This is a genomic window from Sphingomonas sp. So64.6b (genome assembly GCF_014171475.1).
GTDB classification, from domain to species: Bacteria; Pseudomonadota; Alphaproteobacteria; order Sphingomonadales; family Sphingomonadaceae; genus Sphingomonas; species Sphingomonas alpina_A.
Map to the genome: position 1 here is coordinate 3,063,462 of NZ_CP048817.1, position 26,595 is coordinate 3,090,056.

General features: G+C 60.4%; 24 protein-coding genes. 10 read left to right on the forward strand and 14 right to left on the reverse strand.

Annotated features, from left to right (window positions below; translation table 11 throughout):
- Window positions 1–120 precede the first annotated feature (120 nt).
- Window positions 121–276 (reverse strand): hypothetical protein, encoded by a 156-nt coding sequence (locus G4G27_RS14745; RefSeq protein ID WP_183109359.1) that lies wholly within the window; start codon window positions 274–276, stop codon window positions 121–123.
- Between the two features lie 509 nt (window positions 277–785).
- Here G4G27_RS14745 and G4G27_RS14750 point away from each other — a divergent pair.
- Window positions 786–1,574: a hypothetical protein gene (locus G4G27_RS14750; protein WP_183109360.1), complete on the forward strand. Its 789-nt coding sequence runs from the start codon at window positions 786–788 to the stop codon at window positions 1,572–1,574.
- A gap of 108 nt (window positions 1,575–1,682) precedes the next feature.
- Here the strand turns inward: G4G27_RS14750 and G4G27_RS14755 are convergent, their stop codons facing one another.
- A complete protein-coding gene (locus G4G27_RS14755) occupies window positions 1,683–1,823 on the reverse strand; it encodes a hypothetical protein (protein WP_183109361.1) in 141 nt (46 codons plus the stop codon).
- A gap of 242 nt (window positions 1,824–2,065) precedes the next feature.
- Here G4G27_RS14755 and G4G27_RS14760 point away from each other — a divergent pair, with 242 nt between their 5' ends.
- Window positions 2,066–2,533: a GNAT family protein gene (locus tag G4G27_RS14760; RefSeq protein WP_183109362.1), complete on the forward strand. Its 468-nt coding sequence runs from the start codon at window positions 2,066–2,068 to the stop codon at window positions 2,531–2,533.
- 518 nt (window positions 2,534–3,051) lie between these two features.
- Here the strand turns inward: G4G27_RS14760 and G4G27_RS14765 are convergent.
- Window positions 3,052–4,527, reverse strand: a complete 1,476-nt coding sequence (locus tag G4G27_RS14765) for an MFS transporter (RefSeq protein ID WP_345940647.1) — start codon at window positions 4,525–4,527, stop codon at window positions 3,052–3,054.
- Window positions 4,524–5,354 carry an SDR family NAD(P)-dependent oxidoreductase gene (locus tag G4G27_RS14770; protein WP_183109363.1) on the reverse strand — a complete coding sequence of 277 codons (831 nt, stop codon included), beginning with the start codon at window positions 5,352–5,354 and terminating at the stop codon, window positions 4,524–4,526. The genes G4G27_RS14765 and G4G27_RS14770 overlap by 4 nt, the downstream gene beginning before the upstream one ends.
- 171 nt (window positions 5,355–5,525) lie before the next feature.
- Here G4G27_RS14770 and G4G27_RS14775 point away from each other — a divergent pair, with 171 nt between their 5' ends.
- Together G4G27_RS14775 and G4G27_RS14780 are read left to right on the forward strand one after the other, a co-directional pair.
- On the forward strand, window positions 5,526–6,671 hold the full coding sequence (locus G4G27_RS14775) for an acyl-CoA dehydrogenase family protein (protein WP_183109364.1): 1,146 nt from the start codon (window positions 5,526–5,528) through the stop codon (window positions 6,669–6,671).
- A 146-nt stretch (window positions 6,672–6,817) separates the two neighbouring features.
- Window positions 6,818–7,606 carry an SDR family oxidoreductase gene (locus tag G4G27_RS14780; protein ID WP_183109365.1) on the forward strand — a complete coding sequence of 263 codons (789 nt, stop codon included), beginning with the start codon at window positions 6,818–6,820 and terminating at the stop codon, window positions 7,604–7,606.
- A gap of 165 nt (window positions 7,607–7,771) precedes the next feature.
- Here the strand turns inward: G4G27_RS14780 and G4G27_RS14785 are convergent, their stop codons facing one another.
- Together G4G27_RS14785 and G4G27_RS14790 are read right to left on the reverse strand one after the other, a co-directional pair.
- A complete protein-coding gene (locus tag G4G27_RS14785) occupies window positions 7,772–8,395 on the reverse strand; it encodes a TIGR02281 family clan AA aspartic protease (RefSeq protein WP_183109366.1) in 624 nt (207 codons plus the stop codon).
- Between the two features lie 123 nt (window positions 8,396–8,518).
- Window positions 8,519–10,780 carry an NADP-dependent malic enzyme gene (locus tag G4G27_RS14790; protein ID WP_183109367.1) on the reverse strand — a complete coding sequence of 754 codons (2,262 nt, stop codon included), beginning with the start codon at window positions 10,778–10,780 and terminating at the stop codon, window positions 8,519–8,521.
- Between the two features lie 504 nt (window positions 10,781–11,284).
- On the opposite strand from G4G27_RS14790, the gene G4G27_RS14795 reads away from it, so the two are divergent.
- Window positions 11,285–11,641, forward strand: a complete 357-nt coding sequence (locus tag G4G27_RS14795; RefSeq protein ID WP_183109368.1) for a hypothetical protein — start codon at window positions 11,285–11,287, stop codon at window positions 11,639–11,641.
- Between the two features lie 592 nt (window positions 11,642–12,233).
- Here the strand turns inward: G4G27_RS14795 and G4G27_RS14800 are convergent.
- Entirely contained in the window at window positions 12,234–13,856 is a 1,623-nt protein-coding gene (locus tag G4G27_RS14800) for a DUF6438 domain-containing protein (RefSeq protein WP_183109369.1), read from the reverse strand.
- A 279-nt stretch (window positions 13,857–14,135) separates the two neighbouring features.
- Here G4G27_RS14800 and G4G27_RS14805 point away from each other — a divergent pair, with 279 nt between their 5' ends.
- Window positions 14,136–14,408, forward strand: coding sequence for a hypothetical protein (locus G4G27_RS14805; RefSeq protein ID WP_183109370.1), 273 nt, complete (start codon window positions 14,136–14,138; stop codon window positions 14,406–14,408).
- A 597-nt stretch (window positions 14,409–15,005) separates the two neighbouring features.
- On the opposite strand, the gene G4G27_RS24015 is transcribed toward G4G27_RS14805, so the two are convergent.
- The 6 genes from G4G27_RS24015 to G4G27_RS14830 form a co-directional block, all read right to left on the reverse strand.
- A complete protein-coding gene (locus tag G4G27_RS24015; protein ID WP_202049581.1) occupies window positions 15,006–15,350 on the reverse strand; it encodes a hypothetical protein in 345 nt (114 codons plus the stop codon).
- A gap of 24 nt (window positions 15,351–15,374) precedes the next feature.
- Complete coding sequence (locus tag G4G27_RS24020; protein ID WP_202049582.1) at window positions 15,375–15,671, reverse strand: transposase; 297 nt, start codon at window positions 15,669–15,671, stop codon at window positions 15,375–15,377.
- 4 nt (window positions 15,672–15,675) lie between these two features.
- Window positions 15,676–16,116 (reverse strand): transposase, encoded by a 441-nt coding sequence (locus G4G27_RS14815; RefSeq protein WP_202049583.1) that lies wholly within the window; start codon window positions 16,114–16,116, stop codon window positions 15,676–15,678.
- Between the two features lie 787 nt (window positions 16,117–16,903).
- A complete protein-coding gene (locus G4G27_RS14820; protein ID WP_183109371.1) occupies window positions 16,904–17,299 on the reverse strand; it encodes a hypothetical protein in 396 nt (131 codons plus the stop codon).
- 604 nt (window positions 17,300–17,903) lie between these two features.
- Window positions 17,904–18,446 carry a transposase gene (locus tag G4G27_RS14825; protein WP_202049584.1) on the reverse strand — a complete coding sequence of 181 codons (543 nt, stop codon included), beginning with the start codon at window positions 18,444–18,446 and terminating at the stop codon, window positions 17,904–17,906.
- Between the two features lie 38 nt (window positions 18,447–18,484).
- Window positions 18,485–18,970: a hypothetical protein gene (locus G4G27_RS14830; protein ID WP_183109372.1), complete on the reverse strand. Its 486-nt coding sequence runs from the start codon at window positions 18,968–18,970 to the stop codon at window positions 18,485–18,487.
- Between the two features lie 1,045 nt (window positions 18,971–20,015).
- Here G4G27_RS14830 and G4G27_RS14835 point away from each other — a divergent pair.
- The 4 genes from G4G27_RS14835 (at window position 20,016) to G4G27_RS14850 (ending at window position 23,329) form a co-directional block, all read left to right on the forward strand.
- On the forward strand, window positions 20,016–20,441 hold the full coding sequence (locus G4G27_RS14835; protein WP_183109373.1) for a hypothetical protein: 426 nt from the start codon (window positions 20,016–20,018) through the stop codon (window positions 20,439–20,441).
- Between the two features lie 183 nt (window positions 20,442–20,624).
- Window positions 20,625–21,092, forward strand: a complete 468-nt coding sequence (locus G4G27_RS14840) for a hypothetical protein (protein ID WP_183109374.1) — start codon at window positions 20,625–20,627, stop codon at window positions 21,090–21,092.
- A gap of 258 nt (window positions 21,093–21,350) precedes the next feature.
- Window positions 21,351–22,496, forward strand: a complete 1,146-nt coding sequence (locus G4G27_RS14845; protein ID WP_183109375.1) for a histidine kinase — start codon at window positions 21,351–21,353, stop codon at window positions 22,494–22,496.
- The gene (locus G4G27_RS14850; RefSeq protein ID WP_183109376.1) at window positions 22,493–23,329 is read left to right on the forward strand and encodes a LytTR family DNA-binding domain-containing protein; all 837 of its coding nucleotides are present in this window, start codon (window positions 22,493–22,495) and stop codon (window positions 23,327–23,329) included. Before G4G27_RS14845 ends, G4G27_RS14850 begins: the two co-directional genes overlap by 4 nt.
- Window positions 23,330–23,535: 206 nt before the next feature.
- On the opposite strand, the gene G4G27_RS14855 is transcribed toward G4G27_RS14850, so the two are convergent.
- Window positions 23,536–26,559, reverse strand: a complete 3,024-nt coding sequence (locus G4G27_RS14855; protein ID WP_183109377.1) for a TonB-dependent receptor — start codon at window positions 26,557–26,559, stop codon at window positions 23,536–23,538.
- Between the last annotated feature and the right edge of the window lie 36 nt (window positions 26,560–26,595).

Here is a 26,595-nt window from a genome sequence, read left to right on the forward strand (position 1 = left end):
AGCGGCATCTCCCATTCAGGAACCCATGTGCGCGACCCAATCGTCCGGGCTTTTTCCGCAATTGGTGGGAAGTGGTCGGTCTGCTGTTACCCAGTATGTGCTGTCAGCTACCGTCGGTCTTTAAAGCTCAAGCTCGCAAGCATCGGCGTCGAAGACAAAGAAGCGTTTACCATTTAGAAATCGTGGCGTGTGCTCACGCCACCATGCAGCAGCCTCCGGATGAGCTTCGTTCAAACAATCGACTGCTGTTTTGGCGTTCACAAGATAGCCTGTCACTTGGATGCTCCTGCCGGCGGCAAGCGCCCATAATTGAGCAAACCAAGTGTGTTGGCCACTAAGCACGCCTAGCCCTCTCCAAACACGCTGGCGCTTCGAAGCCGTTGGTAGTGAACGTCCGATCCAAGCATCCCTGACCCACTCAGGGGCTTCGCCAATAGGCCGCCTAACGATTTTAATGTTCATCATGCCATGCTGGCATCGCTGCCGAGTGTCCGCAATCGCTAACCAGCAATGTTGCATGGAACGGCAATGTTTCGGGCGATAGCAGTCGCTCAAGACTGGGGCGCTCACGGCGTATGCGTCGCCCCTTCCCGTTCGGCCGTCGCCAGCGCCACGAGCCGCGCATTATGTTCGACCCGGCCGATAAGGGGCTGAAGAGGAACGCGCCGATTTCCGTGATTAGGGGGTTAAGTAAACTGTCACCGAATCCACCATGAGCCCACTCCAACGCCTTAAGGAGAAATTGACTGAACAGCGCTTAGTGCCGTTCCGTGCAGGAGGGGCTGATGGAGCTTGTAGCGTACGCAGTATTCATCCTGATGTTGGCAGCACCTTTTATGCTTGCTGCCGGCCTTTTGGGGCTGCTGCTTTTTGGTTTCAGGAGGATAGCCTCAGGGATCAGGCGCGAGCAACGTATCGATGTTTTAGGCACCGCGATCGTTGCCGCCGGGCTCTTGGCAGGGACGATATCATATCAATGGTTGCGTGGACCCGACGCGGAACTGGCGACATTGCAGCCGCTTGTTGTTGATCAGCAGCTTGCCGCGAGACTGCCCCAAACTTGGGTCGTGGACTACGCCGCCGCCTTTGCCGCGCTTGACCTTCTGCCGCGCAAATACGCCAGCCGGGTGCTCAATGCCCGGATTACAGACAGCGGTCTGCTTGCCTCAATTCCGGAGCAAGAGCGCGATGCGTTCATGGAGGAGGTCAAGCTCGTAGACTCCCCGTCCTGCAATGCCTTGATCGCGAGCGGGATTCGTGACGCCAGCCGACGGCTGGAGTGCGTGACGCATAGCGCCGTTAGCGAGGCCGATGTGGTTGCCAGCGGACCGTATCTAACGGTGCGCAGTAACACCACCAATGACGCGCAGATAATGAATTTTGCGTTGGCTGCTGGAGGCAGCATACGGCCGATCGCGCGATGCGTGGGGCGGGCACCCAAGGAGGCCAACCCGTTACTGGCGCTGATCCGAGGGGATCGATCCCTCGACGTCGCATCTTCCATGTACAAATGTAAGATGCGCGCGGCAGCCGGTGCCTTGGCGCGCGTTATTGCCACGGGTGCGGTAGGTTAGCTTCGATTCTGCCGAATGTCATATGAACGAACGACCGGTTTACGCATTCGGAGCGGCTCGCCGGAACGGGTAAAATAGGTCGTTAGCAGTCGCTCAAGACTGGATCGCTCACGGCATATGCGACGTCCCTTCCCGCTCCGCCGCCGCCAGCGCCGCGAGCTGCGCATTATGTTCGACCCGTCCGAATGGGGAGCGGTTGAAGAGGAACGCGTCGGTCGCACCGAGCGCGATATAGGCGATGATGAACACGATGGTCAGCCGGTTGATCGATCGTTGCGGCCTTGCACTCGCCGCCTGGATGCGCTTACCATAATGGCGTTCGCCGACCGGGCATGACCGGTTGGCCTACAGGAGATCGCCTTTGCTCACCCCCATCGCATTCGACCGCTTCAGCGGCCGGGCGTCGGCGTGCGTGAGCATGACCGGGCGCTAACGGCGCGCGAAGCGACTGCGGGACGTCATCGCGTCCCTCACTCCATTCGAGAGATATAATGATCCTGGAAACGAGCGGGGAGGATTATGCCTCCCTTCTGCTCGGCCATGCGCCGAGGAACTTCACCTTGTCCGCCACGTCGATCGCGCCGGTCGAGGTGCTGCGGATGCTGGCCGATGTTGCCGCCAATGTGCGCGCAACCTTCTCGCCCGCATCCTGGCTGATCGTCGAGGGCGCGGAACTCGTCGGCTTATGCTCGGTCACCCGTCCGCCCGACGGGAGCGTGATCGACATCGGCTATGGAATCGCACCGGACCGGCGGGGGCGCGGCAGCGCCAGCCGAGCCATCGGTGAGATCGTCGGCTGGGCGCGGGACAGCGGCCGGGTCGCCGCGGTGACCGCGGAAACGTCGGTCGCGAATATCGCGTCGCAACGCGTCCTGAGCCGCAATGGCTTCGCACGCGTCGGCGAGCGGATCGATGACGAGGATGGCCCGCTCATCTGCTGGCGTCACCAGCTGATGTAACGGGCACCCTGCCGGGGCGGGAAACCGCTCCGGCAGGCTGTTTGGCGCCGCGATGTGGAAGCCAGATGGCGGTGTTGGTTCATCCCTCCTCGGTGGTCCTTGCGGCATCCTCCGCTACGCGGCGACACCTGCCACGCCACCGCCGACGAGAACCGCGCCGCCAGCCTCAATCTGCGTTATCAGGCGGTGGCTCGATGGGGTTGCAACGGCAGGCGCCGCTCAAGGCCGCACTTCTTTTCCCGCTGCATATCGAGGCAAATCGGCGGCTGCATTCGCGAACGCCGCCTTGATCTCCGATTGACTAAAGGACCGATCCCACAGCTCGGTCGCCAAGGTGTTGATCGCTTGGCCCAGAACGGCCTAGTCCGGCCATGGGTTGGTTGCGTTCAAATCCCTGAGTTCGACCGAAAGGCGGTAGACCGCCTCGTAAAGCCGCGTCTGCCACTCGTCGTCCAGTGCTTGATCCGGCAAATCTGTCATATGGCGAGCATCTTCCTCATCATGCCTTGCTCCGGCGCTCATGGCGTATGCGTCGCCCCCTCCTGCTCCGCCCCCTCCTGCTCCGCCGTCGCCAGCGCCGCGAGCCGCGCATTATGTTCGACCCGGCCGAATGGGAACCGGCTGAAAAGGAACGCGCCCGTCACCCCCAGCCCGATATAGACCAGGATAAACACGATGGTCAGCCGGTCGACCGTCGCGATCGGCACCTGCCCGGGCTTTGCCGCCTCGGGAAAGCCCGCGATGGCTAGGATCAGTCCGGCCAGCGCGATGCCGAAGCCGCTGGTGCATTTCTGGATGAAGAATGAGCCAGCGAAGAACACCCCTTCCGAGCGGCGCCCGGTCCGCGCCTCCGAATCCTCCACCACATCGGCCATCATCGATGCGCCGAGGATCATCGCCGACACGTTGCACGCGGTATTGAACGAGAAGATGGTCAGCAGCAGTGGCACCATCCGCGCATCGTCCGGCGCCGGAAACCAGCCCGCCAGCCGCAACCAATAGGGCAGGGTCAGCAGGAACACCGCGCCGGTCATCGCCACCGCCGCCGCGCGTGGCTTGCCGAAGCGCCGCCCGATCCGCGGCGCCGCGACGAACGCCATGCCCGCGCCCGCGAACAGCGCGAAGGGCAGCAGGATGAACGCGCCCTTCCCGAAATGCCAGACATAGGCATAGAGATAGTTGGACAGCGCAAAGCTGATCCCCTGATTGGTATAGACCATCAGCCCGGCCCCGATCAGCACCAGGAAACCGCGATTCTTGATCGTCGCAATCAGTTCGCCAAAGCCAGCCCCGAGCGAGCCGTTGGTGGGCGTTTTGGGCAGCCGCCTGATCTCGGGATGCGTGCCGATCGCCGAGGTCAGGATTGCCATAAGCATCACGCCCGCCGCGACCCACGACATCTGGACATAGCCCGCCCGCTCCAGCAGTCCTTTGGGATGCGCGGCGTCGGTCGGCAGGAAGATCGTATAGGCGGCAAGCAGCATGCCGAGCCCGCCGGCCCAGCCGAACAGGTAACGATAGGCGCTGATCCGCGTGCGTTCGTCATAATCGGCGGTCAGTTCGGAGGTCAGCGCCTGTGAAGGCACCTCATAGGCGGAGACCGCGCTGCGCACGAGGATCGCGGTGACGAACAGCCACAACAGAGTCATCGGCTCGCTCAGCGCGGGCGGGTTCCAGATCAGCAGCCAGCCGACCGCGATCGGTATGGCCGAGCCGTACATCCAGGGATGGCGCCGACCCCAACGGCTGTGCGTCCGGTCGGAGAAGAAGCCGATCGAGATGTCGACCAGCGCATCGGCGACCAGCGCGACCATGATCACCAGTCCGACGGTCGCCGCGGGCAGGCCAAGCACCTGATTGTAGAACAGCAGCAGGAAGGTCCCGAAACCGCTGTCCTTCACACCATATGCGACCGCGCCAAAACCGTAACTGAGCGTGGTGCGGGGGGAGAGCCGGCGCGCGGGCGGCGCTGCGCCCTGGATCGCCACGGTCACGACACGAACGCCTCCAATGAGGTGAACAGCGAGGGGACATTGGGATCCCAGCTATGGCGCGGGCCGATCGTCATGCCGCCATCGACGGTGATGTGCGTGCCGGTCACGAAGCTCGCATCGTCACTGGCGAGATAGGCGACGGCGGCGGCGATATCCTCGGGCCGGCCGGCGCGTTGCAATGGCTGCGCCGTCCCGGCGATATGGCTGATCGCGCCATTGGCCTGCGCGCGCTTCTCGCCCGCGATACCCAGTGCCGAGGTGAAGATGTTGGTCGTGATGAAACCCGGGCAGATCGCGTTGACGCGGATATTGTGCCGCGCGAGGTCGGCCGCGGCCATCGTCGTCAGGTGCAGCACGCCCGCCTTGGCGACCGAATAGGCGGTTGGCGCCGCGCCGGTCTGCAAGGCGGCGATTGAGGCGGTGTTGACGATCGCCCCGCCCCCGCGCGCGATCATCAACGGTGCCGCATAACGGATGCCGAGCGCGACCGAGCGTAGCAGCAATGCCTGGGTACGGTCCCAGTCCTCCGGGCTGATGACATCGATCGGATCGCGCGACCCGCCCGCGCCGGCATTGTTGAACACCACGTCGAGTCCGCCCGCCGAATCCGCCGCGCGCATCAGCGCCTCGATCTCGCCGGCCTGCATCACATCGGTGCGTTGGAAGCGGATCTTGCCGTTCGACAGCGCGGCGACCTCCTGTCCTCCGGCTTCGTCGATATCGCCGATCCACACCTCGGCGCCCTCTTCGGCGAGTCGCAGCGCGGTCGCGCGGCCGATACCCGAAGCGCCGCCGGTAACGACGGCATTCTTGCCGGTAAAACGCATCACATTCTCCTGGGGCGATATTCTTGGGGTCGTGTTTTGGGTAGCATAGTATGGGGTTCAGCGCGGTCAATCGCGCGCTTTTGGAATTTCGGGTTTGCGGGACGCGTTGCCCGACACTACCACGTCCGGATCGGCGCGGGCTTGGCCCCATGCTCAAGACGATGAGGATTTATGGCACTCGATCCCGAAACCTTCGACGCGTTGATCGACACCGTGCGCCGCTTCGTGGCCGAACGGCTCCGCCCGCTCGAGGGCGCGGTCGAGGAGGCCGACGCGATCCCGCCGGAGGTGATCGCCGAGATGCGCGAAATGGGCCTGTTCGGGCTGTCGATCGCGGAGGAATATGGCGGTCTCGGCCTGACCATGGCGGAGGAAGCGCGCGTCGCGATCGAGCTCGGCCGCACCACGCCAGCGTTTCGCTCGAGCTTCGGCACCAATGTCGGGATCGGCAGCCAGGGGCTGGTGATGGCCGGCAATGACGAGCAGAAATCGGCCTGGCTGCCGCGCATCGCCAGCGGCGAGATCATCACCAGCTTCGCGCTGACCGAACCCGATGTCGGTTCCGATTCGGGCGCGGTGAAGACCCGTGCGGTCAGAGACGGCGATGTCTATCGCCTGTCGGGCACCAAGCGTTACATCACCAATGCCGACAAGGCCGACCTGTTCACGGTCATGGCGCGCACCGGCGAGGAAGCCGGCGGGCGCGGCGTTTCCGCCTTCCTCGTACCACGCGACCTGCCCGGCTTGTCGATCGGCGAATCCGAAAAGAAAATGGGGCAAAAGGGCGCCAAGGTCGCGGATGTGATCTTAGACGACGTCCCCGTGCCCGCCGCCAACCGATTGGGCGCGGAGGGCGAAGGCTTCAAGATCGCGATGCGCGTGCTTGATCGTGGGCGGTTGCACATCTCCGCGGTGTGCGTCGGCGTCGCCGAGCGGCTGATCGCCGACTGTGTCGCCTATGCGACCGAGCGAAAGCAATTCGGTAAGGCGATCTCCGAGCATCAGCTGATCCAGGCGATGATCGCCGATTCCAAGACCGAAGCGCTCGCCGCGCGCGCGCTGGTGCTCGAAACCGCCGCCGCCAAGGACGCCGGCAAGGACGTGGTGATGGAATCGGCGGCGGCCAAATATTTCGCCAGCGAGATGGTCGGCCGCGTCGCCGACCGCGCGGTGCAGATCTTCGGTGGCGCAGGCTATATCGCGGATTACGGCATCGAACGCCTCTACCGCGACGTCCGCCTGTTCCGCATCTACGAAGGGACCAGCCAGATCCAGCAACTGATCATCGCACGCGAGACGATCAAGCGCGGGGGATGACGCTTTCTTAGCCCTCTCCCTCCGGGGAGAGGGCAGACGAGCGAAGCGAAGTCGGGAGAGGGGCAGTCCGGCACAGTCATTGAAACACACTGCCCCTCTCCCAACCCTCTCCCCGGAGGGGAGAGGGCTATTTCAGGAGACTCACTATGGACACCACCAACCTCTTCCGCCTCGACGGCCGCGTCGCGCTCGTCACCGGCGGCTCGCGTGGCATCGGCAAGATGATCGCGGCGGGTTTCATCGCTCAAGGCGCGACCGTCTATATCTCGGCGCGCAAAGCCGATGCCTGTTTCGAGACCGCCAAGGAACTGGGCGAGAAGTGCATTGCCTTGCCGCAGGACGTGTCGACCGTCGCCGGCTGCAAGGCGCTTGCCGCGCAGCTTGCCGAACATAGCGACAGCCTCGATATCCTGGTCAACAATGCCGGTGCGGCTTGGGGTGAACCGTTCGAGGATTTCCCCGAAAAAGGCTGGGACAAGGTGATGGACCTCAACGTCAAATCGCCCTTCTTCCTGACTCAGGCGCTGCATCAGGCGCTGAAGAACGCCGCCCGCCCCGACCGCCCGTCCAAGGTGATCAACATCACCTCGATCGACGGCCAGCGGCTCAACCCGTGGGAGACATACAGCTATCACGCGTCGAAATCTGCGCTGATCTACCTGACCAAGCGCATGGCCGCGCGACTGGTGCAGGATTCGATCAACGTCACCTCGATCGCGCCGGGCGCCTTTGCCAGCGAGATGAACAAGGCCGCGCGCGACCATGGCGCAGAGATCGCCAAGGGCATCCCGGCGAAGCGCATCGGCGTCGCCGAGGACATGGCCGGCGCCGCCATCTACCTCGCCAGCCGTGCGGGGGATTACGTCATCGGCGACACGATCACCGTCGATGGCGGGCTGGTGCATGCGGCGGTCGGGACAAGCATCGACGCGTGACTCCTTCTCCCCCTGTGGGAGAAGGATACGGAGGCTTGAGAGCGAAGCGAACTAGCCGAAGTTGGATGAGGGGGAGTGGCGGGAGCGGCACCGCGCCGTCCCCCTCACCCTTCCGCAACTGCGTCGCTCCCTCCCTCTCCCACAAGGGGAGAGGGGAAAAGCGAGCTACCCCACCGCCTGCGGGTGGTGCGGTTGCAGGATCAGCGTGCGGCCTTCGACCCGCCACGACTTCAGCCGCGACAGGAAATTCATCCCCAGCACGTCCATGTCGCCGAACGCCGGCGACACGACGATCGGCAAGTCGCGCGCGACGATGTTGCCGATGCGCAGTTCGGGCGCGGTCGCGGTCATCGCCGGGATCGATCCGTTGGCGGTCTGCAGCACGACCGGAAAGACCGACCGCTCCAGCTCGAGCCCGGCCGCCTCGGCGCTTCGCTGCGACATCGCGGTGACCGTCGCGCCGCTGTCGACCAGCATGCGCCGTTCGGCATCACCGATCCGCACCTTGACCCAGAAATGCCCATCGCGCGCCATCGGCACGCGCATCTCCTTGCCGACCACCTGCTGCTCCGAACCGCCGAGGTTGAGCGCCTTGACCACTCGCTCGAACGCCGGATCGACCTTGGCGCGCTCGGTCGCCAGCGGGATCAGCAGCGCCAGCGTCACCCCGACCAGGCCGATCGTCAGCAGCGCGCCGACGATGCGGATCCGGCGCGCCAGCACGACCAGCACCGCGACACCGGCAATCAACAGATAGAAGGGCATGCCGCCCGGCGTGAGATCGGTCATCAATTCGGTCCATGAGCGTGCGGTCCGGAAGTCAGGACCGCTACGACGACCGATATGTATGATCGCTGACCCGGCGATTGAAGGACGTCACATGAATCCCTCTCCCAAAGGGAGAGGGTGGCCTCAGCGCGCGATGCCGCCTGCTGCCAGCACCGCCAGCGTGACCAGTTCGCTTGCCGTGCTGGTCATCGGCGCGATCTGGACCGATTTCTCCATGCCGACCAGCATCGGGCCGATCACCGCGTCGCCGCCCAGTTCGCGCAGCAGCTTGGCCGAGATGTTGGCGCTTTGCAGCCCCGGCATGATCAGCACATTGGCCGGGCCGGAGAGCCGCGCGAAGGGATAGTTCGCCAGCTGTTTCGGGTTGAGCGCAACGTCCGGCGCCATGTCGCCTTCATATTCGAAGCTGACACCCCGCCCGTCGAGCACGCCGACCGCGGCGCGGATATTCTCCAGCCAGCGCCCCTCGGGATTGCCGAAGGTCGAATAGCTGAGGAACGCGACGCGCGGTTCGTGACCCATGCGCCGCGCGACCGTCGCGGTCCCTTCGGCGATGTCGGCCAGTTCCTCGGCGCTTGGCCGTTCGTTGATCGTGGTGTCGGCCATGAACACGGTATGGCTTTGCCCGACCATCAGATGGATGCCGAACGGAGTGCGCCCGACCTCCGGATCGATTACGCGGCGCACTTCGCGCATGGTGTGCGCATAGGTCCGCGTGATGCCGGTGATCATCGCATCGGCATGGCCGAGCTGAAGCAGCACCGCGCCAAAGATGTTGCGGTCCTGATTGATCATCCGCTCGCAATCGCGGCGCAGATAACCGCGCCGCTGCAGCCGGCCATAGAGGAAATCGACCATCTCGGGTACGAGCGGCGAATTGCGGCTGTTGTGCAGTTCGTAGCTCTCCGGGTCCTGCACGCCGAGCGCCTTCAGCCGTTCCGGCACATCGTCGCGCCCGACCAGGACCGGCGTGCCGTAACCGCCCTCGCGGAAGGCGATCGCCGCGCGCAGCACGACTTCCTCCTCGCCCTCCGCGAACAGCACGCGCTTGGGATGCGCGCGCGCGCCTTCATACGCGAGCGTCAGCACCGACGTGGTCGGGTTCAATCGCCCGCGCAGCGTCTGGCGATAGGCCTCCATGTCGAGGATCGGCTTGGTCGCGACGCCCGAATCCATCGCCGCCTTCGCCACCGCGACCGGCACATTCTCCATCAGCCGCGGGTCGAACGGCGCGGGGATGATATAGGCCGGGCCGAAGCTGTGCTGCACGCCATAGGCCGCGGCGACCTCCTCCGGCACGCGTTCGCGCGCCAGTTCGGCGATCGCGTTGGCGGCGGCGATCTTCATCGCATCGTTGATCCCCGTCGCGCGCACGTCGAGCGCACCGCGGAAGATGAACGGGAAGCCGAGCACATTGTTGACCTGGTTGGGATAGTCCGACCGCCCGGTCGCGACGATCGCGTCGGGCCGCGCGGCCATCGCCTCGGGCGGGGTGATCTCCGGATCCGGGTTGGCCATCGCGAAGATGATCGGGCGCGGCGCCATGTCCTTGACCATTTCGGGCTTGAGTGCACCCGCCGCCGACAGGCCGAGGAACACGTCGGCGCCGACCAGCGCCTCGGTCAAAGTGCGCGTCGTGGTGTTGGCGGCATGCGCCGACTTCCACTGGTCCATGCCCTCGGTACGGCCCTGATAGATCACGCCGGAACGGTCGCACATGATGACATTGTCGGCGCGCACGCCCATCGCCTTGATCAGCTCGGTACAGGCGATCGCCGCCGCGCCTGCGCCGTTGACCACCACCTTGACCTCGCTCATGTGGCGTCCGGTGAGCAGGCAGGCGTTGATCAGCCCGGCCGCGGTGATGATCGCGGTGCCGTGCTGATCGTCATGGAACACCGGGATGTTCATGCGTTCGCGCAGCGTCTGTTCGATGATGAAGCATTCCGGCGCCTTGATGTCCTCAAGGTTGATCCCGCCAAAGCTCGGCTCCATCAATTCGACCGCGTCGATGAAGCGGTCGACATCCTCGGTCTTCAGCTCGATATCGATCGCGTCGACATCGGCGAAGCGCTTGAACAGGACCGCCTTGCCTTCCATCACCGGCTTCGAGGCGAGCGCGCCGAGATTGCCCATGCCGAGAATCGCGGTGCCGTTGGAGATGACCGCGACGAGATTGCCCTTAGCGGTATAGTCGTACGCGGTCGCGGGATCCTCATAGATCGCGCGCACCGGCACCGCGACGCCAGGCGAATAAGCGAGCGCGAGGTCGCGCTGCGTCGCCATCGGCTTTGACGCGATGATCTCGATCTTGCCCGGCCGTCCTTCGGAATGGAACAGCAGCGCCTCGCGCTCGGAAAACTGGACGTTGCTATCTTCTGACATCTTGGCCTCTCGATCCTGGCCTCGTCTTTAGGAGGGACGCGCGGATATGCAAACCGGGTTGGTGTGCGCCACGCGACGGATTTTTCATGCGGCATTCCGCACGGTGCCGGCGGGTTCCCGGACAGAGCCGCCCGCCGGCGTCACGCCCGGCGCGTTTCGGGCAGATTGAGTCGGGCCGATATGACGGGTCGATCCGGCCGCTTCGCCGCGTGCCGGATTCGCGCCGCTGCGGGAGGTTTACGGGACAATGGTTTTTTGGGGGTTTTACGGGATTCCACGGGAGATTTTACTGGAAAATCGGCGCGGCGGCGCGGGAATCTTACGGTGCGCTTACGGGAATATCGGGAGGGGTCGGGGGTGGCGGTCATGCTCGGTCCTGTCGGGGTTCCGCTCGGTTTCGGGGCCGGTCGATTCAACGGGTCGGCCGGATCGATTGTCACGCGAGATGCGCCGCGCGGGAAGCAGGCATGGCCGCGCCGGGAATTGATGTGAATCGAGCCTGGCATGCGACAGGAGGGTGATGTTGCGGGCTTTGCCCGACCGGTGAAACTTGTTGGTAGCCAATCCGCTGCTAAGCATGTCGCCGCCATGGTCAAACCCTTCGCCACGACATTGCGCTGCCGGATTTTCGGGCATCAGGGCGGCGCGCCGGTCCTGAACGAGGGGCTGTATTTCACCCGCTGCGAACGCTGCGAACGCGACCTCATCCGGCAGCGCGGCGGGGACTGGTATGCGGTGCCGCCAGGCCTGCGCGTGGTGTGGAGGGAAGAGGGTCCCCACGCCGTCGCGCCGATGGATGCGCTGAACCTCGCGCATGGTGGGCGATGGGCGCAGATGAGCAAGGGGCGGTCGCGGGGTTAGTGGGGGAAGCTACTTCGGTTACGCGATGTCACTGTAATGCGTGCCTCAGTCGAAGGGCGCACTCCACACGTGCCACCGAACTCTATTCTTATTTGATTTTCTTGATCATGTACTTCCAAGAAACTGACATACCGTAGGATAACAAGAAAAAAACTATAAGAACTCCCGCTAAGATCTTTAGCAATATTGATGCTTCAACAAAAAAGACAAAATATGAGAGAGATCCCAAACAAATTAAAGAAACAGCTCTAATGGATTTATTGTATAAAATTAAATTTCCATACAGCCTCCCTAGATTATTAGAGCTTTGTATATTTTCAAATACCGGAGGATTATATTTTATCCTCGACTCTTGGAGACGAGCGGATGAATACAGAAAAATAAATATAATCAAAATTTCAATCAATTTTTTCTACCTTACAGAAAATTTCATATTATTAGCATAGAATTACGGTGACAGTTTGAATTACGGGATACGGTGACAGTTTACTTAACCCCTAATTTCTTCGGCACAGGCCCACGCCTGTCGGGTGCCGACGTCCTGCCCTTGCGTACGTCGAGAGTTGTGAGCCATTCGATTCGGCACACATAACTACTGGATGCCGTGCTCATCGAGCCAGTTTAGCGTTCCTGGCCAGTGTCGTTTGCGGGCCTGTTGTCGCAATGTACCGTCACGATCCTTTGCCTTCGGATCGGCACCCGCACGAAGCAAGGTAAGCACGACCCGGTCGTCATCCACAGACAGCACGACGGTCGTCCCGTCGCCGTCTTTGGCGTTGGGGTTGGCTCCTGCGTTCAGGAGAATCCGCGTCACTGCCGGATCATCGCAACCCATCAGTGGCGTCCAACCAATATTGTCTTTGGCCTCCAACGGAACACCGAGAGCGACAAGCGCTGCGGCCATTTCAACCCGTTTGGCGCTCCCTGCATAGGCACAACGTCCGTAGCTGCTCCGGAGCGCATGCAACGCATTTCCGTTTTCGCCAACGGCCTTGGGATTTGCTCCGGCTTCAACGAGAGCTTTGGCAATGCGGGCGCTGCACCCCATGCCACTAAGCAATGCCGAATCGAGGCTCTTCTTGCTCATCCGCGCGACTTGCCCTGCGCGCGACATGTCCTCGAACAACGCTTCGTTTCCGGTTTCTGCCGCATAAGATGCGATCACGGAGCCGATGGTTGCGGTTTCTTTCGACCGCCCGCGAACCCCTATGTTGACGGAAGTTGAAAAATCCAACCCGTTTGCGATTGCTGCCTGGATCAGTTCATTGGCACCAGCCTGGTTTGGGGGCCAATTGTTCAACTGGATCGCGGATCGGACGAGCTGCGCAGCGTCTCGTGACTTGAAGTCGAAGCCCTGGGCCTTGAGCAACGCGATCGTTTGAGCGTTCCCGCGAACCCATCGATCAGTTCCCGCCAGTTGATCCACGGCATTTTCCAGAGCCGTGACGCCAGCAGGCATTCCTGCCTCCTTGCCGACATAATCGACCACGCGCTTGGTCGTTTTCCCAACGCGGAGCGTCAAAGCATAAGTCGGATTGTCGGTTACCCCGGCGAAATATTCCGGCTTCATGCCCATGAAGTGAGCGTCCCGAAATCTCTCAATCAGGACTGCAACGGCTTGCGGGCTGACCTCGGCGTCATGCGTCCCCGCCCACAGGACGTTCTCGCCGTTGAACATCCTGTGCACCTCCGCTGCAGTGCCGGGAAAATTCATTGTGCGGGTGGAGAAGCGGACCTTTCCGTCGTCCGTAATAGTCACCCGGTAATCCGGGCAAGTCCCGAAACAAGCGCTTCGTTCGAGGGTGATTTCAATGTCCCCCGGCGCAGCGGTCGGGAACGGCACGGACGCGTCAGGTGAAAATTCCGGGGGATCAAATTCAATCGTAATTTCGCCTAGCGCCTGAATCGGTTTGCCGTCGAAAGATTGCGGCCGGAACTTCCATTCCTTCGCAGCGGCCAAAGCGGCGCTGGCATCACCCTTGAACCTGTCGTCCACGACCTTTGCATCGACGACATTCCCGTCCACATCGACGGTCACCAAAACTGAAACTTGGGCAAATCCGGACACCCCAGGCGCACGCACGGACTCGGCACCGGAGATGCGTTGAGACGACAAGCCATAGACACCAATTTTCGGTGCGGTTTGCGAGGACGCCGAGCAGCCCTGAAACGCGAGAAGCGCTATCGAAGCGTATGCAAAGCCCTTCAAATTCATGCCAATCGCCCCCGTCTTCAACGAGCAATTGATGGACGGACTGATCGGCATTCGCAAGGTTGTCCCTGCGCCAGATGCGATGATGGCTATTTGCCATCCTCGAAGAACACCCGCTGGCGCCGGTTGCCGCGCTGCGTCACGTGATGGGCCAAGCCGGGCAGGACGAGGCGGGACAGGCGGGCCATTGAGAGGCGTTAGACAGTTTAGAGGTTAAGTAAACTGTCACCGTAATTGGTGAAACTTGTTGGTAGTCAATCCGCTGCTAAGCATGTCGCCGCCATGGTCAAACCCTTCGCCACGACGTTGCGCTGCCGGATTTTCGGGCATCAGGGCGGCGCGCCGGTCCTGAACGAGGGGCTGTATTTCACCCGCTGCGAACGTTGTTCGCGCGATCTCATCCGGCAACCCGGCGGGGACTGGTATGCGGTGCCGCCGGGCATGCGCGTGGTGTGGAAGGAAGAGGGTCGCCATGCCATCGCGCCGATGGACGCGCTGAACCTCGCGCATGGCGGGCGATGGGCGCAGATGAGCAAGAAACCGCCGCGCTCCTGACAGGCGGGGTGTCGCGGTAATTCGCGGTCGGGTCATGTGGTTTGGGAGGCCGTGTTAACTGTGTCTCATCACGGGGGTGCACTCCACAGTCCACACATGTCACCGTAATTCCGTGTCACCGTAATCCCAAGTCGCGGCCATCGCAAAGGATCAGATGCCCAGAGACGTGTGAGACATCATGCACAATAATTTGTGTACGATGCAAATCATGGATTGCAGAAGCGCACCTCTCAAAGTATACATTCTCCAAATGTAACACAATGATTTGAAGGTAGAAATGCAGTAATGGGAGAAATTAGTATTGGTATAATACTAATGTAAAAAAGTAATAAATTCAGCACACGATTGCGCGCGCAGAAACTTACAAACATCCAAATTAATAACATGACTATAGAAAGTATCCAACCATAAATAGGGTGGATATGCCAATTCTTTAATGTGACAGTAAATGTAATCGATGCAACCGAAATCAAAATAGAGACAATCCTGGGTATTTAACAACCATTGAAGCCGTAGCTAGCTGGGCATCCTTCACCATCTAATCCTCGCTTTTTAGTATATCTATGAAGGAATTAAGGTGGCACGTGCAATAACCCCTTAACTCTCCTTCGGCGCCGGCCCGCGCTTGCGCGGCGTAAGGGGCAGGCCGCTGCGCTCCTCCATATCCGCCAGCCACTCCTTCGAACCGACCGGGCGCCCGATACTCTCGGCCTTGCGCAGCGCGGCATAGCCCATTGCATCGTCGAACGCCCCGCCCAGGAAAGTCGTAAAGTCGCCCACCCGCTCCAGCGCCGGCGCGACATCGACGAAGCGATCCCCCTCGCCGGCAATATGCGCCGTGGTGCTCGACCAGCGCCAGTCCTCGGCCCGATCGGTCAGCTTCGCCCGGACCGGATTGAGCGCGACATAACGCAGCGCGCTGACCAGATGCGCTTCGTCCATCGCCACCGAGCTGAAGCGGCCCTGTCACAAATGCCCGGTCACTCGCAGGCGCGCGTTGATATAGCCGGTGTAATGGCGATGGACGTACCGGAACGTCCGGCGCAGCCCGTCCTCGTCGCTCGGCACGGCGATGATGTGGACATGGTTGGGCATCAAGCAATAACCCCAGATCGCCACCCGCGACCGCTCCGCCGCCTCGGCGAGCAGATCCAGGTATAGCGCATAATCGCCATCCTCGAAGAACACCCGCTCGCGCCGGTTACCGCGCTGCGTCACGTGATGCGGGATACCCGGAAGGACGATGCGCGCGAGTCTGGCCATTGGATCAGGCTAGCGACACGCAGCGCCGAACAAAGGGGTTATTGCACGTGTCACCGTAATTCCGCGCTCGCACCGGATTGAGACTCACATAGCGCAGGGCATGCGCCACATGCGCGTCGTCCATCGCCACCGACCCGAACCGCCCCTGCCACAAATGCCCGGTCCGTCGCGCGCGCGCATTGATGAAGCCGGTATAGCGCCGATGCAGGTCGCCGAAGGTGCGCCTGAGCCCGTCCTCATCCGAGGGCACGACGATTGCGTGGACGTGATTGGGCATCAGGCAATAGCCCCACACCTCGACATTCGCGCGCTCAGCGGCTTGCGCGAACAGGTCGAGATACAGCGCGTAGTCGCCATCCTCGAAGAACGTCGCCTGACGACCATTGCCGCGCTGCGTCACGTGATGCGCGAGACCGGGGACTACCAAGCGGGACAGACGGGCCATGAATGAGGGCTAGGTGAGTTTGGGGGTTAAGTAAACTGTCACCGTAACCCCACACGTAATGCACTCAATTTACGATTGGCTTATTATAATTCCATCGATCCTGCGTGCATCTATTCGCAGAACAAAGGAGACTGTTACTCACTATCTCACCAATATCTTTAATAGTGTCGCATGATACTTCAGGTTCAATGTGTATAACCAGCTTTCCGGCGGCAGCAGGCATTTTTGAAAGCTCAAGCATGTATCTCCTTAAAGTTTCGTTATCTACATCCTGACCATTCCATATTTTATTACCATACTTACTTACTAGTAAATGCCAGTACTCGTATTGAGATTTATCATTGACTTTCGGTATATTTAGGCGGGTAGCACAACTGCGAGACGCCTCACTCTTATTCTCAGAATGAGCCTTTTCTCGCGAAGGGGAGCACGCTACCGGAAGAGCCGCTAATATGACGGCCGACATAATCGGTCGGAATTTCACCTTATGGTTCATATATTTACCTACAATTAATATGGCTTTTGCTGGAAAAACACGTCACCTGAGTATTTCTAGGACTTGCAGTTGCTTTTCCATTACGGTGACACGTGCAACAACCCCTTAACTCTCCTTCGGAATTACGGTGACAGTCCACTTTTCTATGCCGCAACGCATCATAAGCTACTCGCGGGCGACGGCAATTAGTGGACTGTCACCGTAATTCCGATGCATGACGTGGAGTAAAGGGGTTGTTGCACGTGTCGCCGTAATTTTCACGTATTCCTACACGTTTTACCGTAATTAAAATTATTTTAGGCTATCGGTGTAGATATATATTTCTGATGTTTTTATCAATGGATTCCCATTTGGATCGTTTCTAAATATAGTACCTTTTATTTTTACTTTGGCTGAAACAGTGACTGCCATTTGATCGTGAGATCTTTTCTCCTCTAAAAAATCTTTTATTATAGTAAATTTATCGTTCGGTATAACCGCAGCCCCAATGGATTCTTTTGGGCATTTTCTATTAAGCAACAATGTGCCAGCTTTATAAAAATAAACAAGCTCCGCAGTCCCCTCTACTGCGGAATCATTCTTTAAATACCCCCAACAATCATCAATAGATATCCTCGTTATTTTTTGAGAAAACCCGCATCCATAGATCATTAAAGCTAAAGGTATAGCCATCAGAATCCTGAACATCTAGCCTCCGCTATACTGTAATTCATTCCACTGTCTTTTCTTAATCCCTTAGCGCAAGAGCTCATGGCCCTCGGTTTAACCCATCCGCTAAGAGGGTTTACGAATTACGGTGACAGTCCACTTTTCTATGCCGCAACGCATCATAATCTACTCGCGAGCGACGGCAATTAGTGGACTGTCACCGTAATTCCGTAATTCTAGAAATCTATGGTAGGCAGAAGATGGAATTTCCAAACGATAGCTGTCACAACCTCATTTTTCCGAAGTAGAAAGACACGGCCTCGCCGAAAGGTACTGCTTAATGCGTAAGCATCACTTTGCTGATCGGAGCGGCAACTCACAGCTTCGTCAATAGTGAAGCCGCATTCACCCCCATCAAGATATTCTAATCCTTGTTTTTCAAGTACAGCCCTCGCCGTTCTCCGATTCATTCCAACGGTCACATCGAACTTGCTACCGCTTGTAATGTAACCCGCATAATAGCCATTCGTGCCTTGCGGAATCTAGCGAGAGGTGCCGCAACCCTCCGCTAAAAACAACACCACCCCAACCAAGGCGACAGCCAAACTTCGGGTTATAGTCGGCCATCTTTGAAGCCACATAATCAACAAGCCAACTGCTGGGTGCACAGGTCATATGCGCGAGGCGGCGGGGGTGGGGCACGACCGACCTGCCCCGACTGATTAAATCCAGGAGTAAATCTGGAGGTATTAATTTCTGAGCTCGAATACGGCGACACGTGCAATAACCCCTCTGCGACCAGCCGCGCTCGCACCGGATTGAGGCTCACATAGCGCAAGACATACGCCACATCTGCGTCGTCCATCGCTACCGATCCCAACCGACCCTGCCACAAATGTCCGGTCCGTCGCGCGCGCGCATTGATGAAGCCGGTATAGCGCCGGTGCAGATCGCCAAAGGTCCGCCTCAGCCCATCCTCATCCGAGGGCACGACGATCGCATGGACGTGATTGGGCATCAGGCAATAGCCCCACACCTCGACATTCGCGCGCACGGCGGCTTCGGCGAACAGGTCGAGGTACAGCGCGTAGTCGCCGTCCTCGAAGAACGTCGCCTGACGGCCATTGCCGCGCTGCGTCACATGATGTGCGAGACCGGGGACGACGAGGCGGGACAGGCGAGCCATGAGCGAAGGTTAGGCGAGTTTAGGGATTAAGTAAACTGTCACCGTAATCGCCCGTAATTCTCTGTCACATGATCCTGCACGGGCAAATTTACGACGGCACTCAATATTAAAATAGGTTTTATATTGGTTGATGGAACAGTTGATAAACTACAATCAAATAGCACGACTTGAAAATAGAAATTATTTTGCATTACAGAGTCTTTAGGGATTTCAACATTAATAGAATAACCGAGGATTCCGCTTCGAGGTTTGGATGATATGTCATTTAGACCTTCTACGTCTTTTGCAGATACCTTCTTAATATGCACAGGATGCTTTGCGTTGACACCATCAACTATTAAGTACCCATTCGTTAAAATGGATTCTGGAGAATAGCATAGCCCATTTATATGCGTCGAATTAACAGTCACAAGAAAGCTATCTCGGCGCTCAGCTACAGATACTGACCCTTGCTCAGAGGGGAAGCAAGAATTCAAGCCAGCCACAGCCCATAGAGCGGCTGCCCAACCGACGAAATTCTTCATAAATAATTCCCTATGGTCCTGCTACGATTACGGTAACATTTTACCTAACCACCAATACTATAGGTTCAATACAGCACTATAGATCATACCAATCCGTTTCAATTAAATCTGTGCTTATATCACTGAGTAATAGTAATTTTGATGGCGGGGGGATTATGTCGGAATTCCGGACGCATATCCAGGCATCGTAGTCAAAACCAAAAGATAAAAAACGGCAATCACTTCCTTTAATCTTAATTTCCATTTCGCCACTGACGGCTGGATAGACTATTTTGTTCACATCTCTATCGATAATTATATGTCCGTCCACAAATACCGGTGAGATGTCTGTAGAATCTGGTACGCAATATTTGACTTTTAGGTCAACTATTGAGTTAATATTGATAAGTTCCCTAATAAAAACTACCATAGAAGAACAATATTCCTCAAGATCGTCCTGCCTTAGTCTGGATCCGGATATCTGGACAGATGGAGAAATATCCCATAAACGCATGATTACTCACCAACTCGGTTTAAATCTCTGTCATACGTACCTAATCTGACATCTCTATTGCGGAAACCTGATGGCACGGGCGATGCTTTCCAGATTACGTTGACAGTTTAGATTACGGTGACAAGATTACGGTGACAGTTTACTTAACCCCTAAACTCTTCGGTGCCGGCCCGCACTTCGCCGGGGCAAGTGTCCCACCATAATTTCTGCGCCAGCGCGACCGCCGGGCCCCCGACCAGCGTGAGGCAGGCAGCACCCGCCAAAAGCTTCTGTTTTTGTTGCATGCTGCCCCCCAGATCGATCGCGCACCGACCCACGGATCAGCATAAACACCAATCCAATCGGCGCCAGACCTCGATCGCCATCATATCCAAATCGGTTCCATCGCCTGATCGGCCATCCAGTGCTCTCCAGCCACTCACCCACACCAAACAGCCGTTCGCCCGCAACCACGCAGCTTGGCCCGCCGCGTGGCGGCACTGGGCCGCTATGACCTTGGACTTTCCCCCGGCGCGACGCCTTGTGGCGGCGAACCGGTTGGGGAGGGGTCGCTTGGCATCATCGGCGTTTTTCGGGGAGCGGCCGGGCGCGCGCTGGCGACCGGTGATCGACTGTCGGACGGCGATCGCGCGGCGTGGTGCGCTGACCCTGATGGACGATCCGATCGAGATATTGCGTCACGGCGTGCCGATGGGCCTGTCGCCGACCGAGACGGCGTTGATTGCGCTGCTCGTGCGGCGCGGCCGCGCGACGCAAGGGGAGATCGCCGCGTTGTTCGCTGACGTCGGCTCCAGCGCGGCCCATCTGTCGGTCAACATATTCCGCATCCGGCGCAAGTTCGCCGCGGCCGGCGCGCCCGATCCGGTCGAGGTGTTGCGCGGGTGGGGCCTGAGGCTGCGCGTCGAGCCCGATGCCAGGGGGTCGACATCGTTATGGATCGGCGGGTCGGGCGATATCGCCGCGGGGATGACAAGGTGATTGTCCCCTCCAGCCGAACACCGTCATGCTGAACTTGTTTCAGCATCCATGCGCGGCCAGTTGCCAAAAAGACGACACCCAAGGGGCGGATGACCGCGCCTGGATGCTGAACCAAGTTCAGCATGACGGCAGTAGTTGGGTCAACGGTATAGCCATGCGCACGATAATGGGGCGAATGAATTCATGACGCTCGAACGGTCACGCGCGGCGGTCACGGCGACCCTGGTGTGTGGCGCGCTCGACATTCTCAGCGCGTTCGTGTTTGCCGGAATCAGGGGAACGACGCCGGTGCAAGTGCTGCGCACCGTCGCCTCCGGGCCGTTCGGCGCGGGCATGCGCGATACCGGCCTGGCCGGTGCGGCGATCGGCCTGCTGACCCATTTCGCGATCATGGCGGTGATGGTTGCCGTGTTCGTCCATGCGGCAAGCCGCATTGCGGCGATCCGGGTCCGGCCAATGCTGGCGGGGACCGGTTATGGCCTGTTGCTCTACGGCGTGATGTACTGGATCGTGGTACCGCTTCGCTGGGGCAATTTCCCGCGCCTCGCACCATGGCCGATCGGCACCGCGCTGTTCGCGCACATCGTCTGTGTCGGCATTCCGATGGCGCTGATCACGCTGCGGTATCTCAGGGCTGACGATCGGCGCTAGAGCAGTTTCGAGTTGAATTGATCCACCCTCTTCCGTTCTGGCTGAGCCTGTCGAAGCCCCGTTCTCTCTTGCGGCAGAGGCAGCAGAAGAAGAACGGCCCCCTTCGACTGCCTGTCAAGGCAGGCGCTCAGGACAGGCTTCGACAGGCTCAGGGCGAACGGAAGGGAGTGGATCAACTCAGATCGAATTTGCTTAAGCGGAACCCCGCCCAACGTCGCTTTGCTGCGGGTGAGCGTCGGTCGACACATGGACAGCGATTTGCGACACACGAGTCCGATGGATGGGCTGAACCCGGATCATGGGCGCGAGCCCTTTTATGTCGAGGAATCGACGGTGCAGCGCGGTCGCGTCCAGACCGCGGCGGAGATGCGCGCCAAGATCAGCCTGACACTGACGATGTGGGGCGCGAACTATGTCATCATCACCATCGGCAGCATACTTGATGGCGGCACCCAGCCGATCGCCGCGGCCGGGGTGCGGGCCTTTGTCGTCATGGTCGGGATCGCCTTGTGCTACGGCCTTCACCGGCTGCTGCGCCGCCTGGCGCACCGTCCGTTCCGCGCCCGCGCGCTGATCCTCGCCGCGACCGCCGCGGTCACCGCAGAAAGCTATGCCTGGTTCACCTATTTCTGCTTCGCCTGGTTCAGGGGCAAACCCTTTCACCTCGCCATTCTCGACTGGACCAGCGCCTTTTCCACACTGCAGCTCTGGACCTGGTTCTTCATCGCCTGGACCGGCCTGTATCTGGCGATCGAATACAGCTTCGACGCCAAGGACGAAGCGCAGCGATCGGCCGAGCTGCGCAACTTGGCGCACAATGCCAAGCTGCGCGCGCTGTCCAACCAGATCAATCCGCATTTCCTGTTCAACAGCCTCAATTCGATTTCGTCGCTGATCCTCGACGGCAAGAGCGCGGATGCCGAACGCATGCTGACCGGCCTGTCGACCTTTTTCCGGTCGACCCTGTCGATCGATCCGCTGATCGATGTCGCGCTGGCGCAGGAATTCGACTTGCACCGGCGTTATCTCGCGATCGAACAGATGCGCTATCCCGACCTGGCGGTCAGCTTTACGCTGCCCGACGATCTCGCCGCCGCCGCGGTGCCTGCGCTGATCCTGCAGCCGCTGGTCGAGAATGCGATCAAGCACGGCGTGGCGAAATCCTCGCCACCGACCGCGATCACGATCGCCGCGCGGCGCGAGGGCGAGCGGCTGGCGATCAGCATCACCAATAGCGGCACTATCAATGCCGGGCTGGACGAAGCGCCGAACCATGGCATCGGCCTGGCCAATGTGCGCGAGCGGCTGGACGAACATTATGGCGCGGCACAAAGCCTGACCGTGCTGCCCGGGGCGGATGCGTTCGAAGTCCGCATCATCTTGCCGCTCGGTTTCGTGCGATGACCGGGTTCGGCGCCTCCGCCGGGCTGAGCGGCTTTGACATCGTCACGGTCGATGACGAGCCGCTTGCGCTGCGCCGGCTGGAGATCGTGCTGCGCGGCGTGCCCGGTGCGCGGCTGGTCGGATCGGCGAGCAGTTGCGACGCGGCGGTCGCGCTGATCGCGGAGCGGCGGCCGGATATCGTGCTGCTCGACATCCGCCTGCGCGACGGCACCGGCTTCGACATTCTCGACCGGCTGCCGAAGGACGTGACGCCGGCGGTGATCTTCATCACCGCGTTCGACCATTTCGCGATCCGCGCGTTCGAGGTTTCGGCGGTCGATTATGTGCTGAAACCGATCGACCCGCCACGCCTGGCCGAAGCGATCGAGCGCGCCCGGGCGCGGCTGCTCGCCGACACCTCGGTCGGCCAGGTGCGGGAGATGCGCGCGATCATCAGCGACCTGCGCGCCGAGTTCCACGACAAGGCTCGGTCGCCCTATGAAACCGAATTGTGGATCCGTGGCGTGACCGGTAATCTGATGCGGGTCTCGCTCGACCTGATCGACTGGGTGAGCAGCGAGGATGATTATGTCCGGCTGCATACCGGCACGACTTCGCATTTGCTGCGCCTGTCGATCCGCGCGTTCGAGGCGCGGGTCGATCCCGCGCAATTCGTGCGCGTGCGCCGCGCGGCGCTGGTGCGGGTGTCGCGCATCGCCGAGATTCGCCGCACGCCCGCCGGGCGGCGCGACGTCATCCTGACCGACGGTACGCGGATTGCGACGGGGCGGGTCTATGCGCGGCGATTGCGAGAGTTGTTGCTCGAGCCGGATGGTGGGTCGGAAAAGGACTGACCCACACTCTCCGTTCGCCAAGAAGAAGAACGGTGGTTGGCCTACGGACGCTTTCGGCCCGACAAGCTCAGCACGAACGGGGATGGGTGGCGCTCGCCAATTTGTACTTACGCTGAAACGCACGCGAAAAGGGCGGATGCCTTGCGACATCCGCCCCTTCCCGCTTCAGGTCGCCCGGCGCGGCATCGCCACGCCGGACGTGACGGTCAGAAGTTGAACTTCGCCCCGGCGCGGAACTGGCGGCCGAGAATGCCATTGCCGCCCTGCACCGCATTGTAGAGCGTCGCACCATAGGTCACGACATCGACCGGCGGCAGCGTGTCGAACAGATTCAGGACGTTCACATAGAAAGTGAAATGGTCGTTGACCTTGACGCTGCCTACCGCGTCGAGCGTGATGTAGCGCTTCACGTCGCAGGGCACGTAACGCGGCTTCGGCGCCAGGCCGCAACCGCCCGACGAGCCTGGCCCATTGCCTGGCCCATCCTGATCCTCCGCCGACAGGTTATAGCCACCGAAATAATTCGCGGTGGCGCTGAGGGTGAAGGGATCGACCGTCAGCGTGTTCTGCCAGCTGCCGCGCCATTTCGGCGTGCCCGAGCCGGCGGTCAGGTTGAAATTGCCGAGCGTCCCTTCATAGGATTGTACCGTGCCATCGGAAAAGCTGGTGCTGAGATCCAGGATGAGGCTTGCCTCCAGCGAGGTGCTGAAATGGATCCGGTCGCTGAGGTCGAATGACCCGCTGGCCGAGAAGTCGATGCCCTCGGAGCGGATCGTGTCCGAATTGATCAGCTGCGACTGCACAAAGGCGATGCGCGGCCGGGCATTGGGGAAAGCGGGAGACGGCGCATCGGCAATCACCTGGAACCCGGCCGGAATAGGCTGGCCGGCATAATAGGCCGCGATCGCAGCGCTGGTCGAGGCTTGGGTGATCGCGCCGGTCTTCTTGATATTATAATAGTCGACCGTGAAGGTCAGGTTGCGGATCGGCTCGAACACGATCCCGGCGGTGAAGCTGCGCGACTTTTCCGGCTTCAGATCGGGTGACGCCAGGACTGTCTGACCAAGGGTCGCCGCGGTCAGATAGGCCGGGCAGGCGGGCGTATTGGTGTTAGTGCAGGCCGCGCCATATTGCTGCAGGAACGAATTGGGCAGGCTCGCCGGCAGGAGCGGCACGAAGCCGGTGGTGGGCAGCGCATTGGCCTCGGCAAAGCTCGGGATGCGGAAACCGCGCGAATAGGTGCCGCGAATGGCGACCTGCTTGATCGGCGTGAATTTGGCGCCGATCTTGGGCGAGAAAGTGCTCTGTCCGCTCGAATATTTATCGTAGCGGCCGGACAGGTTGACCTCGAACTGTTCGACGATCGGCGCATTCAGCTCGGCAAAGGCCGAATAGACCGTGCGGCTGCCCGAGGTGCCGAAGGCGTTGAGCGTGAAATAGCGCTGAGTCGGGCCGTTATAATCGTCATTCGCGCTGGGCGCATCGATCGCCTCGTAGCGGATTGACGCACCCACGCCGAGCTGCAGCGGACCGCCGGGCAGGTCGAACAGCGCCTTACCCAGTGTCACCTGCCCCTGGTAAAGGTCGGAGGACGCATCGGTGACGTTTTCCGGCGAGAGATAATCGCGCACCGCCTGGCTGTTGAGCTGCGGGTTGACGAAATTATAGCTGCCATCGGCAATCACATCGAGCAGATGCTGAATATAGACATAGCCATTGGTGGTGCGGCGCAAGTCGTTGTGCATTGCCGTCGCTTCGACCTTGTAATCCCAGTCGCCGAACATCGTACCGCTGATCCCGGCGGCGACGCGGTATACCCGGCTGCGTGTCTCGTTCTGAGTGAGCGTGTCGCTCAGCCGGCCGGAGAGACGGGCGACCTGGCCCAGTGCCGCGAACGGATTGTTGGGATTGAGCGTGCCGTTCACCGCATTGCAGTTCACCCGCGCTGCACAGACATACACCGGCAAGGTCAGCGGACCGGATCCCGGCGCGTTCGCCGCGCCGCCGGCCGAGGTCGAAAAGCGCGGGTACAGGATGCCGGCATTGGCATTGGCGCGGACCACCGCCGGCAGCCCGGTGAACGCGCTTGAGCTCTGCTGGAAATTGAACAGGATATAGGCTTCGGCATCGTCGCCGACCTTGGCGGTAAAGCGCGCCGATCCGCCAAAGCGTTCGAGCGCCGGCGTCACCTGGCCATAGCGCAAGGTCTGATCCTCCTCGCACGCGAAGGTCGGGTTGGCGGCGCTGTTCGCCAATTCGGCGGGGGTCAGAATATGGCCCGGACCATTAAGGCATCCGCGCGCCGGGTTGAGCAGTTGCGGGCGGCCCAGCGCATTGGCGTTCGCCGCATCGAACGGCGTAACGTAGAAATCGCTGACCACCGGGTTGAAGATGCCGAACGCGCCGTCTTCGTCCAGGCCATTAAGGACATTGTTCGGCCCGCAGGCGATGCTGTTGCAAATGCCGCGCTGATCATCCGTCCTGTACGGCGCGGGTATGTCCCGATTGTAGAGCGCTTCGCTGCGCACGTAGAAGCCGCTGATATAGGCGTTGAAGCCCTTGTCATCGAGATCGCCGATGCCGGCGGTCAAGGTCAGCCGCTGATTGGCGGCATTGCCGTCCTGCGAAATGCCGGCTTCCGCACGACCGGAGACGCCCTTGAACTGGCGCTTTGTAATGACGTTGACCACGCCGGCGATCGCGTCCGCGCCATAGCTGGACGAGGCGCCATCGCGCAGCACTTCGATCCGCTCAACGATATCGTCAGGGATGGTGTTGAGATCGACGAAATTGCGCGTGCCGTCATCCGACAGCGGGAAATAAGCGGCGCGCAGGCCGTCGAACAGGACCAGCGTCGAGCTGGTCGACAGGCCGCGCAGCGACACCGCTGAGGCACCGCCGGCAAAGGCTCCGTTCGCGGTGAATGAGTTGGTCAGCGCCGGGCCGTTGTTCGAGGTCAGCTGCTGAATCGCGTCCTGCACGGTCGAGATGCCGCGCTGGTCGAGCGTTTCGGCGGACAAAACAGTTACCGGCGACGGCGTCGCGGTGCTGGTCTGGCGCAGGATCGATCCGGTCACGACAATGTCGGGACCAACATCGGCTTCCTGTTCGGGCGCGGCGGGCGGCGGTGCCTGATCTTGCGGCGCCGCTTCCTGGGCAAAGGCCGGCGCGGCGGCACCGATCAGCAAAAGAGTGGTGGCAAGCAGTCGCGCACGGATACTGATAGTCATGAAATGCCCCTTTTTTGGTTATGGGGCGACTGAGTG

Excerpts from the sequence above, each read along its gene's own strand:
- G4G27_RS14750 (WP_183109360.1), top strand. The coding sequence starts at position 786 with ATGGAGCTTGTAGCGTACGCAGTATTCATCCTGATGTTGGCAGCACCT.
- G4G27_RS14760 (WP_183109362.1), top strand. The coding sequence starts at position 2,066 with ATGATCCTGGAAACGAGCGGGGAGGATTATGCCTCCCTTCTGCTCGGC.
- G4G27_RS14770 (WP_183109363.1), bottom strand. The coding sequence starts at position 5,354 with ATGCGTTTTACCGGCAAGAATGCCGTCGTTACCGGCGGCGCTTCGGGT.
- G4G27_RS14775 (WP_183109364.1), top strand. The coding sequence starts at position 5,526 with ATGGCACTCGATCCCGAAACCTTCGACGCGTTGATCGACACCGTGCGC.
- G4G27_RS14780 (WP_183109365.1), top strand. The coding sequence starts at position 6,818 with ATGGACACCACCAACCTCTTCCGCCTCGACGGCCGCGTCGCGCTCGTC.
- G4G27_RS14785 (WP_183109366.1), bottom strand. The coding sequence starts at position 8,395 with ATGACCGATCTCACGCCGGGCGGCATGCCCTTCTATCTGTTGATTGCC.
- G4G27_RS14790 (WP_183109367.1), bottom strand. The coding sequence starts at position 10,780 with ATGTCAGAAGATAGCAACGTCCAGTTTTCCGAGCGCGAGGCGCTGCTG.
- G4G27_RS14795 (WP_183109368.1), top strand. The coding sequence starts at position 11,285 with ATGCGACAGGAGGGTGATGTTGCGGGCTTTGCCCGACCGGTGAAACTT.
- G4G27_RS14800 (WP_183109369.1), bottom strand. The coding sequence starts at position 13,856 with ATGAATTTGAAGGGCTTTGCATACGCTTCGATAGCGCTTCTCGCGTTT.
- G4G27_RS14805 (WP_183109370.1), top strand. The coding sequence starts at position 14,136 with ATGGTCAAACCCTTCGCCACGACGTTGCGCTGCCGGATTTTCGGGCAT.
- G4G27_RS24015 (WP_202049581.1), bottom strand. The coding sequence starts at position 15,350 with ATGGACGAAGCGCATCTGGTCAGCGCGCTGCGTTATGTCGCGCTCAAT.
- G4G27_RS24020 (WP_202049582.1), bottom strand. The coding sequence starts at position 15,671 with ATGGCCAGACTCGCGCGCATCGTCCTTCCGGGTATCCCGCATCACGTG.
- G4G27_RS14815 (WP_202049583.1), bottom strand. The coding sequence starts at position 16,116 with ATGGCCCGTCTGTCCCGCTTGGTAGTCCCCGGTCTCGCGCATCACGTG.
- G4G27_RS14820 (WP_183109371.1), bottom strand. The coding sequence starts at position 17,299 with ATGTTCAGGATTCTGATGGCTATACCTTTAGCTTTAATGATCTATGGA.
- G4G27_RS14825 (WP_202049584.1), bottom strand. The coding sequence starts at position 18,446 with ATGGCTCGCCTGTCCCGCCTCGTCGTCCCCGGTCTCGCACATCATGTG.
- G4G27_RS14830 (WP_183109372.1), bottom strand. The coding sequence starts at position 18,970 with ATGAAGAATTTCGTCGGTTGGGCAGCCGCTCTATGGGCTGTGGCTGGC.
- G4G27_RS14840 (WP_183109374.1), top strand. The coding sequence starts at position 20,625 with ATGACGCTCGAACGGTCACGCGCGGCGGTCACGGCGACCCTGGTGTGT.
- G4G27_RS14850 (WP_183109376.1), top strand. The coding sequence starts at position 22,493 with ATGACCGGGTTCGGCGCCTCCGCCGGGCTGAGCGGCTTTGACATCGTC.
- G4G27_RS14855 (WP_183109377.1), bottom strand. The coding sequence starts at position 26,559 with ATGACTATCAGTATCCGTGCGCGACTGCTTGCCACCACTCTTTTGCTG.